This is a genomic window from Paenibacillus jiangxiensis (assembly GCF_046098255.1).
Taxonomy (GTDB): Bacteria; Bacillota; Bacilli; order Paenibacillales; family Paenibacillaceae; genus Paenibacillus; species Paenibacillus jiagnxiensis.
This window is the reverse complement of record NZ_JBJURI010000030.1, coordinates 1-9,924: the sequence shown is the minus strand read 5'-3', so window position 1 is coordinate 9,924 and position 9,924 is coordinate 1. Positions and strand designations below refer to the sequence as shown.

Genomic DNA, 9,924 nt, shown 5'->3' with positions numbered 1-9,924 from the left:
CTGTTAATCACAGCATGCCTATCGCTTCTTCTATAGACTTCTCAAATATATACAGCACTTCCGTAGCCTCATGCTCTGTAACCGTAAGCGGTGGCAGGAAGCGCATCACTGCGGAGTGACGGCCGCCTACTTCAATAATCAGCCCGTTTTTAAAGCATCGCTCTTGCACAAGGGAGGCCAGCTTCCCAAATGGCGGATAATGGCCGAGCTGATCTTTTGGGGCTGATGGATTGACCATCTCCACACCTATCATGAGCCCTCTTCCGCGCACATCGCCGATCTCAGCGTATTTGGCTTTGAGGCTGTTCAGGTAAGCGAAAAATTGCCTGCTGCGCTGCTCCACATTTTCAAGCACACGGTTACTCTTCATGTACTTTAAGGTCGCCAAGCCTGTGGCCATGGCCAGCTGATTGCCACGAAATGTGCCTGTATGCGCTCCCGGATTCCATTGATCCAGCTCCTGCTTGTAAATCACAACCGACATGGGCAAGCCTCCCCCGATGGCTTTGGAGCTAATCATGACATCCGGAACAATATCCGCATGCTCGAAAGAGAACATTTTGCCCGTGCGGCCAATTCCGGTTTGCACTTCATCGATGATTAACGGAATTCCCCTCTCGGCAGTGATGCGTCTTATCTCGCGCAGCCATTCAATATCCGCGGGGATGGAGCCGCCCTCCCCTTGCACGGTCTCCAGAATCATACCGCATGGAGCAGCGATTCCACTTTCGCAGTCATCCAATACATTTTCGATATATCTGGCGCTGATTCTGGCCGTCTCTCCCCGGCCAATGCCGAAGGGGCAGCGGTATTCATAGGGGAATGGCAGGAAGTGCACATCAGGCAGCAGACTTTGCAGATGCTGCTTCTTGCCCAGATTGCCGCTCATGGACATGGTAGCCTGTGTCGAGCCATGATAGCCGCCCTGGAAGGCCAGTATGGATTTTCCTCCGGTTGCGTTCTTCACCAATTTGACGGCGGCTTCCACGGCATCCGCACCCGTCGGGCCGCAAAACTGAATTTTAGCCGTATCTCGTAAGCCTTCAGGAAGTATGGAGAAAATCTCCTGCATAAATTCGATTTTTAAGGGAGTTGCCAAATCGAGCGTATGCAAAGGGATCTGCTTGTCCAAAACGTCCTCAATAGCCCTGATCACGACTTGATGGTTATGTCCGAGTGCCAGCGTGCCTGCCCCTGACAAGCAGTCATAATATTGTCTGTCTTCAACGTCCGTCACCACCATGCCCTTCGCTTTGCTGATCACGAGCGGGAAATGACGCGGATAGGACCTGGCATTGGACTCTTTTTCGTTCTGTATTTGCAAGTATGCATTCTCGACATTTACCGGAATCATGGTTCGTACACTTCCTTTTTCAGTAGTCTGGCGAGCAGTTTCCCTGTAAGGCGGATGAGATCAGATGCCGTGCATTATTCCTTAAACAGATACCGCAGGTAAACCCCCGCCACGTCTCTGGACTTTCCCCGGAACGGAAAGATATGGTCAGTCAGATCAGGTAAAGCGTTAACCTCAAGGATTCCTTCAGACTCCGGATTTAACGGCAGGCTTATATCCTCGCATCGGAAATCAATGCCCGCTACGTCGATATTCAATGCCTGTGCAGCCCGCACAGCCATTTCAGCATTCGCCTTACATATCTCCTCCGTACGGTCAATGACGATTTCTGTAATTTCATCCTCCGTTTCAATATCGCTGCTATAGAACAGCTGCACACGTTCCTTTTTCTCCAAAATATTCCGAAGTGTCCTGCCTTGACTTGCAAGGTTCTTGAGCAGGCGTTCGGAATCTCTTCTTATCACCTTCAAGGTTTCGAATTCCCTTGCGCCGTGACGCCCAAGTCGCTCTTCATTAAGACTGTCTATAAGCTGCCCGATCGTGGAGTTACCATCACCTTCGACAAACGCCGGTTGATACTCCAGCACACCTGCCACCTCACCATTGATCACCAGCACCCGGCAGTCATAACCTGAGATGTGCTTCTGTACAATGACCAGCTCGCTATGTAATCTTGCGGTATGGATGGCATCTATAAGGTCAGCCTCCCTTTCGATGCCTGTGGTTACCCCAGTGCTGCGGCTGGCATCCAGCGGCTTTACAACTACTTTTTTATTTCTGTTCAGAAAATCCGGCAGCTCGCCGCTCATCTCGGCTACTATCATATATTCCGGCACCGGCAGACCCATTCTTCGTAGTAAAAGACTGCAGGCATCCTTGTTTCTGGCGAGCAATCCGGCGATCAGCGGCAGCCGGTCGGAGCGGGTTTTATTGATAATCAGCTCTTTATCCTTATATTTCAGTGTCAAAAAATCCTCACAGCCCGGGATAAGCAGCTTGCCTTCGATCCCCATTTCTTTTGCCTTAATAAGAATCAGCCTGTTTTGGATGTTATGAATCCTATTTTCGCTCAATAAAAACTCCCCTCTGTTGATTTGATATTTGGACGGGAATCGCTCAAAAAATCACTTCTTCCGTAAATTTTGTAAGTCATATGCTGGTAATCTCAGCATAAATGATAATGATTATCATTGTCAATATCTGTGAAACACATTGTGCATATTTTTGTTGAAGCCTGTGGAAAATGCGTGAATGATGAGAGCTGAAGAGTGGAAGGTTGATAGGGTGGCATAACGGCCACCCGCGTGGTCAATGGACTACTCCTTTCTTAAGGGGCAAGTTGTGCAGTAGCCATGGTCCTCGGAAACTTTATAGAGCAGACAGCATGTTTTGCGCTTTCGCTTGGGGATATTTGAGGAGGTAATGATCATTTCAGGATTGTTGAATCTGGCCAGAGGATTGTACTCCTCTCCGAACAAATGTGCCGGCGCTTCATGCAGCAAATAATGAAAATCAGCCTGGATTTGCAGCTTTTGCTCCTCCGAGGCCTCCTCCACCATCCGCTGCTCATATAGCCAGTACAGGGAAATCGCCATGTTCTCCCACAAAGTAGCAACGGGAATTCTGGCGGCTTTGGAAATGGAACGCCACACTTTGGCTATATTGTCAGCGAAGATGCTGCTGATGACGCGATCACGCCATTCGTCCCGTTGTTCTGCTGCAGGTTGCGTGACGTACCGGTCGCTCAGACTTACTTCAGGCAGCCAGGAGCTGCCTTGGAATACGGACTCCATATGGCAATTTTCAATCCCATAATTCATTCCTTTGTTAAACATGGTCATCGCATACAAACCGGATGCCATCGTCATGTAGGCATACCGCTTGGAAAACTGTGATGCCGCGGCAGCAACGGCAGGAGTTTGAAAAATGGCTGCTGCCTGCTCCAGATAAGCCCGGCACTTTTCCAAATCCAGCAGCTCCTCCGCTGGAACAGATAATGGGCTATCAGCCTGTCTGCCTGGAGACAGCCGATAATTCTCCGCTAATATTTGCAATTCTTCCGGACTAAAGTGCGAAATTTGCACGTTCTGCATTGGTGATCTTCCTCCCTCTGCCATGCGGAACGCACGCAGGTGTCCCGAACAGCGGATCGATGGTAATTTCACAGCTCATGCCGAATACCGCCTGAACCATTTCACGTGTAATGATATCCTCGGGTTTACCCTGGACATAAACCTGCTTGTTGTGGATAGCGACCATATGATGGGCGTAGCGGGCAGCCAGATTTAAGTCATGCAGTACCATCACAATGGTCCTCTGCTCTTGTTCGTTCAGCTCAAACAGCAAATCAAGAATTTCAACCTGATGAGCCAGATCCAAATAAGTCGTCGGTTCATCCAGAAGCAGGATATCCGTCTCTTGGGCAAGAGTCATGGCAATCCAGGCTCTTTGCCGCTGGCCGCCGGAGAGGGCATCGACCGGCCTGTCCGCAAATTGCTTGATTTTCGTAGCCTCCATCGCCCTGTCCACCATCCGCTCATCTTCCTCCGACCATTGCTGAAGCCAGTTTTGATGCGGATATCTTCCCTGCTTCACCAATTGCAGCACGGTTAATCCTTCAGGGGCAATCGGTCCTTGGGGTAAAATGGCGATATTTCTGGCAACCTCTTTGGTCGGTGACTTGGCAATCGCTTTTCCGTCAAGCAGCACCGCCCCTTTTTGCGGTTTTAACAGCCGGGCCAATGAACGAAGCAAGGTGGATTTCCCACACCCGTTGCTTCCGACGAAGACGGTGATTTCCCCTTCGGGGATTTGCAAATGAAGCTCATCTATAATCGGGCTGCTCCCGTAGGACAGCGTTAATGCCTGGGTTTCCAGTAAAGGCATATGTTCATCCCCTTTGTTCACTGATGACGGTTGCGGAAGAGCAGATATATAAAAAACGGCGCTCCGATGCCGGATACAAAAATGCCTGCCGGAAGATCCGATGGCAGAAAGGCCGTTCGGGCCACTACGTCCGCCAATAACACGATCATGCCTCCGATCAGCGCCGACACAGGCACAAGGCTGCCAAATGAGCGGCCAACCAGCTTTCTGGATATATGAGGAGCAAGCAGACCAACAAAGCTGATGCCTCCGGCATAGGCAACCGCCGATCCCGCCAAGGCGACACTAATAAATAAAAGCACGAAGCGATGCAGCTGCACCTTTACTCCTAAACCGGCAGCCACCTGATCTCCCATTTCCTGAGCATTGGCCGTTCTGGCAAAGAACAGAGATAATGGGGTGAACACCAATACCCAGGGCAGCATCGCATAGACATCATCCCATTTAGCGCCGTATACACTGCCGGTTAACCACAAATAAGCTTGGGTAGTGGATACAGTATCGCCAAGCACCATCATCATCGTGGTCATGGCACTCATGGCGGCCGCCATACCTATTCCTATAAGTACGAGCCGGATGGGCGTAACCCCGCTTTTCCAAGCCAAAAGATAGATAAGTGCTGAAATGCACGCAGCTCCGGCAATCGCAGCCACCGGCAGCCAATCGATACTGACCGTACCGGCGAAGTAAGTAATAAATATGACCGCCGCCACAGATGCTCCCCCGGTCACACCGATAATATCCGGTGAGCCCAGCGGATTTCTGATCATCCCCTGCAAAATAAGTCCGGATACGCCCAGTGCAGCTCCGACCAGCATCGCCAGCATCATGCGCGGCAGCCGCAACGTATCAATGATATATGTATAGTCCTCATTCCCCGCACCGAGCAAATGCTTGATGACCTCAAGCGGCGAAATCAGGGTGCTTCCAACCGATAAACCGGCCACAAGAAAAACTGCCAGCAGGATTAACAGCATCAAAAGCACGGCGAGTGTTCTCTTCTCGACCAGAAAAGATAATTTTCCTGATCGGGTGCGCAGTGTAATATATTTGTTCATTCTCTGGAGAACCCCCTGCGTGCGATATAGATAAAGAAAGGGGTTCCGATCAGTGCGGTCATCACACCAATAGGCACCTCCTGCGGCATGATGATGAATCTTGCAGCAACATCCGCGAGCAGCAGCAGGCTAGCGCCGAGGATTGCACAATACGGAATAATCCAGCGGTAATCGATTCCGACAAGTCCGCGGACAATGTGCGGCACAATCAAACCGATGAATGCGATAGAACCGCCAACCGCAACGGAGCCTCCAGCGAGAACAATGATGACCACCGCCATTAAAGCCTTAACTGCAACGGTCCGCTGCCCCAGGCCTTTAGCAATGTCATCCCCCGAAGTCAGGATGTTCACCGGCTGCCCCAACAGGAATGCAACAATCCATCCCCCGATCATGAACGGCAGAAGAGGCATCAGCATATCCACTGACCGGCCGGCTACGGAACCCGCCAGCCAGAATAACGCCCCTTCCAAATTTTGCTCGCTGATCACCAATAAAGCCTGCGACAAAGAAACGAATAAAGCGTTAATAGCCGCTCCGGCCAGCACAATCTTGATTGGAGACAGGCCGTCTCTGCCAAGCGAACCCAGAAAATAAACCAAAACGGCCGCAATGCCTGCACCGATAAATGCCACCCACATATAATCCGTTAATGAAGACACCGAAAAAAACGAGAGCGCCAGCACAACAAAAAAAACGGCGCCGGAATTGAGGCCAAACACACTTGGTGAGGCAAGCGGATTTCTCGTCAAAGCCTGCATAAGCGCTCCCGCAACCGCGAGGCTTGTGCCAATCACGGTTGCGATAATGGCGCGGGATAATCTGGATGTCGTCAAAATGATATGTTCAGTGGACTGGTCATCAAAATGCAGAAATGCTTCTATAGCAGTCTTCAGTGGAATGGGTGTTTGACCGAACACAATGCTTGCAGCAAAAGAGACGATAAAGATGCACAAACCAAGAATTAAGCCCGCATATTTAGCAGTTCGGCTGGAAAGTAAATGCGTCATGTTTATTTATCTAATCCAAAGTGTGCATAGAGCTGATCAAGCATCAGATTCGCGGCAAGCGGGCCTCCGCCCATATTCCAGGCCACTTCATCAATCTGGAACACTTGACCGGCCTTTACCGAGTCAAGATTTTTCCAAAGCGGATGCTTCGTCCATTCCTCATAATTTTTTTGCACCGCTTCATCATTGCCAGGATCCGACAGGAACACGAAATTAACATCGGCATTCATGCTTGGGATGCTTTCCTTATCCGTCAGCCTGATCACGACCGTTCCTTTATCAGCTTCCTGCTGCAAATATTCGGAGCGTACAAAACCCAGCTCATCGAGAATATCTCCGGCAAAGCCGGTTACATAAATCCGGGCATGGTCTGCTCTGAAGTTAAGGACGGATGTTTCAATAGGCCATTTATCTCCGAGCTTGGCGCTGATTTTACCTTTAAAATCGGCCACCCTCTCATCCCATTGGGCCAGAATATTCTTCGCCTCTTCTTCCTTGTTCAGCGCTTGCCCCATTAAGTCAACAGTCTCCTTGAATTTATACAACGTTTCATGGGTGACGGTTGGTGCGATTTGGGATAGCTGTTCATAGATTTCTTCATGGCGCGTTTTGGAAGCTATAATCAGATCCGGTTTCAGCTTCGCAATTTCCTCCAAGTTCGGCTGCGTTTCTTCCCCTACAACAGCAACCCCGTCGAGATCATCGCGGATGTATGTATAAAACGGCTGCTCCAGCCAGGATTCCACAGCGCCTACCGGCTTGACTCCCAAGGCTATGGCAGCATCTGTAGCTCCTTGATATAAAGTCACGATTCTCTGTGGTGTGCCCTTAATCTCGGTTTTGCCCATGGCATGCTCAATGACCCGGACATCCCCCTGATCCGCAGGCTGTCCTGCCGCTGCTGACTGGCCTGTTTCAGAGGTGGTGCCTGCTTCATTCCCCCCGCAGCCTGCAAGAACAAATACAATCATGAATATTGCAGCCAGCATGAATATGCTTTTCTTCGCCTTCAACAATGTCCCCTCTTCCTTTCTCTCTATTCAAATATGAATAAAAATTGGCATTGATATTGATTATCATTACCATCAATGTTCAGTTAACCACACCCATCTGACATTGTCAATAAAATCCTCTGCTTACGCGTCATTATTGGATGCGCTTTCTTTTTTCACGGAAATGTTATGCTGTTACTTAAAAATTTAAATGTTGTGAGTGCAATCACAAATTTGTCCTTAGTTTTGAAATACAATCATTTTATTAATAAAAATTTTAACTAAGGAGGCTTCCTATTATGCTGACTGCAGAACAACGAAAAATCGTCAAATCAACCGCCCCTGTTCTGGAAGAACACGGAACCACGATTACTAAGGTTTTTTATCGGAACCTGTTTGAAGCTCATCCGGAGCTTTTGAATATTTTCAACCATGCCAACCAGGCAAAAGGCCGCCAACAGACCGCTCTCGCCAATGCTGTATATGCAGCCGCCGTTCATATCGACAATCTTGAAAATATCCTCCCTGCCGTCGTGCAGATTGCACATAAACATGTGAGCCTCGGCATCAAGCCTGAGCATTACCCGATTGTAGGTGAACATCTGCTGAAGGCGATCAAGGAGGTGCTTGGGGACGCGGCTACCGCAGAAATTCTTGACGCCTGGAAGGAAGCCTATGGCGTTATTGCCGATGCATTTATCGGGGTTGAGTCAGAAATGTACCAGGAAGCAAGGGAGCAGGAGAATGGATGGAATTTCTTCAAGCCGTTCATTGTAGCCCGAAAGGTGAAGGAAAGCGAAAATATCATGTCATTCTATCTGAAGCCGGCAGACGGTTTAAGCGTGCCTGCATACCGGCCCGGACAGTATATTTCCGTCCGTGTTACGATTCCGGGCGAGAAATATATGATGATCCGTCAATACAGCTTGTCCCAGGCGCCAAACTCGGACGAATTCCGCATTTCCGTGAAACGGGAAGCGGACAATGATCCTAACGGCGTTGTCTCCGTGTATCTGCATACACAGGTCCATGAAGGTGACACGATTGAAGTGAGCCCGCCTGCCGGCGAATTTGTGCTCGACACAACGAAAACAACTCCGGTTGCCTTCATCTCGGGCGGAGTCGGTATTACGCCAATGATGAGCATGTTCGAGACTGTCTCCAATTTGACACCTGACCGTCCGACGGTATTCCTGCATGCCGCCCGGAATGAAGAGCTCGCCGCCTTCCAGCGCGATATTGAGGAAAAAGCCGTGGAAATGAGCAATGTCAAGTACAATACCTTTTATTCCAGTCAGCCGGATGGCTTTATCAATCGTGCCGTGCTGGAAGAGTATGTCGATATTACGGGCGACGCTTATGTATGCGGACCGGTGTCTTTCATGGAAAGCATCATTCGTGAGCTGCGGGCCATGGGAATGGGTGAAGAGCGTATTCACTATGAATTTTTTGGTCCTGCCATGCAGTTGGCCAACGCCTAATGGACTTCCGCGACCGGACTTTCTCCGGTAAGAAAATGCATGCCTCAAGGCACGCCAGAAAGCAACGAAGAGCACTGTCGAATTGTGTTGGTGCTCTTCGTTGCTTGGCAGCATTCTACTGTCTTAGGATTTTGGGTCCAAGTACCTTCGGGATTGGAGTAATACGAACTGTTGATCCTCCTCAGCGGCACCAATTGCGGTGATACGACGGGCGATTCACAAAGTTAGAGTACTACTTTCTCTTCTGTGACCATGACACCGACAGAACTGAAGTCGATGAACTTCTTTTCGTCGGGTTGAACTTTTTGCAGGTAGTTGTCCGACGCGAAGAACGCATCGTGGTCGGCCCAACCGTCGAACCAGATTTCAGTAAGCCCATCATACGCGGGCTGGGGATAGCCCTCGGCTGCAACCGGATGAGACACCACATATTTTCGAACATACTTCTTGGCCTCCGGGATCGAGGTAAATAGGGGGGCGTGGTTAAATCGATGATATTCTACGAACTTATCAACACTCATCCCCTCGATCCGATTAATCATGTAGACGAACTTTATCATGTCGTTTTCCACCTTTCTATAATAGCGGCTGAGAGTTGAACTCTCAAAACTGGACAATGACTGAGTAACAGATCTAAACCTGACTTCATTGTCAGTTTTCAATGATCAACTTCTCCTGCCAAAAAATAGTTCAAAGCCATCAGGTCTCCATTCATTCAAATCAATTATTATATTTCTAAAAATATCGAATAATTGACCAAAAAAATTTACGTCTTCAGATAAGGTGCCTATTAATTCGCCAATTCGCGATTCAGGTTTTTAGCGTTCCTCTACCTCCGTGTACATTCCGTTCGCCTAATTCTATATTTCTAAATTTATAAAAATATAGTACAGTATTTTTTCTTTATTGTAAATCTCCCATCCGAAAAAATTTTATGGTGCTGACACGCTAGATTGCAGAGGAACTTTACCAACTCGGCCTAATCCCGAAAAGGATGTACTTACCATTGTAGCTACTGGGTTCTGAGGAATTTGCAGCCCTTTTTGGCAAGTTTGCCGATATCATACTGGTCGAGTAGACGTGAACCTCACGGCTCACGCCCCTCACAGATCCGTACGTGCCCAATTAAGGCATACGGCTCCT

Annotated in this window: 9 protein-coding genes; 1 reads left to right on the top strand and 8 read right to left on the bottom strand. The window is 49.1% G+C overall.

Annotation, left to right across the window (positions count from 1 at the left end):
• Positions 1 to 7 precede the first annotated feature (7 nt).
• From ACI1P2_RS24395 to ACI1P2_RS24365, 7 genes are all read right to left on the bottom strand, one after another.
• Positions 8 to 1,354 carry a diaminobutyrate--2-oxoglutarate transaminase gene (locus ACI1P2_RS24395; RefSeq protein WP_355324055.1) on the bottom strand — a complete coding sequence of 449 codons (1,347 nt, stop codon included), beginning with the start codon at positions 1,352 to 1,354 and terminating at the stop codon, positions 8 to 10.
• A gap of 74 nt (positions 1,355 to 1,428) precedes the next feature.
• Complete coding sequence (locus tag ACI1P2_RS24390; protein WP_355324052.1) at positions 1,429 to 2,427, bottom strand: ATP-grasp domain-containing protein; 999 nt, start codon at positions 2,425 to 2,427, stop codon at positions 1,429 to 1,431.
• Positions 2,428 to 2,670: 243 nt separating this feature from the next.
• A complete protein-coding gene (locus ACI1P2_RS24385; RefSeq protein ID WP_355324049.1) occupies positions 2,671 to 3,447 on the bottom strand; it encodes a (2Fe-2S)-binding protein in 777 nt (258 codons plus the stop codon).
• Positions 3,419 to 4,240 (bottom strand): ABC transporter ATP-binding protein, encoded by an 822-nt coding sequence (locus ACI1P2_RS24380; RefSeq protein WP_355324046.1) that lies wholly within the window; start codon positions 4,238 to 4,240, stop codon positions 3,419 to 3,421. Before ACI1P2_RS24380 ends, ACI1P2_RS24385 begins: the two co-directional genes overlap by 29 nt.
• A 17-nt stretch (positions 4,241 to 4,257) precedes the next feature.
• Complete coding sequence (locus ACI1P2_RS24375; RefSeq protein ID WP_355324043.1) at positions 4,258 to 5,298, bottom strand: FecCD family ABC transporter permease; 1,041 nt, start codon at positions 5,296 to 5,298, stop codon at positions 4,258 to 4,260.
• Positions 5,295 to 6,308: a FecCD family ABC transporter permease gene (locus ACI1P2_RS24370; protein WP_355324040.1), complete on the bottom strand. Its 1,014-nt coding sequence runs from the start codon at positions 6,306 to 6,308 to the stop codon at positions 5,295 to 5,297. Before ACI1P2_RS24370 ends, ACI1P2_RS24375 begins: the two co-directional genes overlap by 4 nt.
• 2 nt (positions 6,309 to 6,310) lie before the next feature.
• Positions 6,311 to 7,279, bottom strand: coding sequence for an ABC transporter substrate-binding protein (locus ACI1P2_RS24365; RefSeq protein WP_408976333.1), 969 nt, complete (start codon positions 7,277 to 7,279; stop codon positions 6,311 to 6,313).
• A gap of 320 nt (positions 7,280 to 7,599) precedes the next feature.
• On the opposite strand from ACI1P2_RS24365, the gene hmpA reads away from it, so the two are divergent.
• Positions 7,600 to 8,781 carry an NO-inducible flavohemoprotein gene (hmpA, locus tag ACI1P2_RS24360; RefSeq protein WP_355324035.1) on the top strand — a complete coding sequence of 394 codons (1,182 nt, stop codon included), beginning with the start codon at positions 7,600 to 7,602 and terminating at the stop codon, positions 8,779 to 8,781.
• Positions 8,782 to 9,005: 224 nt separating this feature from the next.
• Here hmpA and ACI1P2_RS24355 read toward each other — a convergent pair whose 3' ends face one another.
• The gene (locus tag ACI1P2_RS24355; RefSeq protein WP_355324032.1) at positions 9,006 to 9,341 is read right to left on the bottom strand and encodes an EthD domain-containing protein; all 336 of its coding nucleotides are present in this window, start codon (positions 9,339 to 9,341) and stop codon (positions 9,006 to 9,008) included.
• Positions 9,342 to 9,924: the final 583 nt, after the last annotated feature.

Coding starts and splice junctions, on each gene's coding strand:
- ACI1P2_RS24370 (WP_355324040.1), bottom strand. CDS start 6,308: ATGACGCATTTACTTTCCAGCCGAACTGCTAAATATGCGGGCTTAATT.
- ACI1P2_RS24395 (WP_355324055.1), bottom strand. CDS start 1,354: ATGATTCCGGTAAATGTCGAGAATGCATACTTGCAAATACAGAACGAA.
- ACI1P2_RS24365 (WP_408976333.1), bottom strand. CDS start 7,279: ATGATTGTATTTGTTCTTGCAGGCTGCGGGGGGAATGAAGCAGGCACC.
- ACI1P2_RS24385 (WP_355324049.1), bottom strand. CDS start 3,447: ATGCAGAACGTGCAAATTTCGCACTTTAGTCCGGAAGAATTGCAAATA.
- ACI1P2_RS24380 (WP_355324046.1), bottom strand. CDS start 4,240: ATGCCTTTACTGGAAACCCAGGCATTAACGCTGTCCTACGGGAGCAGC.
- ACI1P2_RS24355 (WP_355324032.1), bottom strand. CDS start 9,341: ATGATAAAGTTCGTCTACATGATTAATCGGATCGAGGGGATGAGTGTT.
- ACI1P2_RS24375 (WP_355324043.1), bottom strand. CDS start 5,298: ATGAACAAATATATTACACTGCGCACCCGATCAGGAAAATTATCTTTT.
- hmpA (WP_355324035.1), top strand. CDS start 7,600: ATGCTGACTGCAGAACAACGAAAAATCGTCAAATCAACCGCCCCTGTT.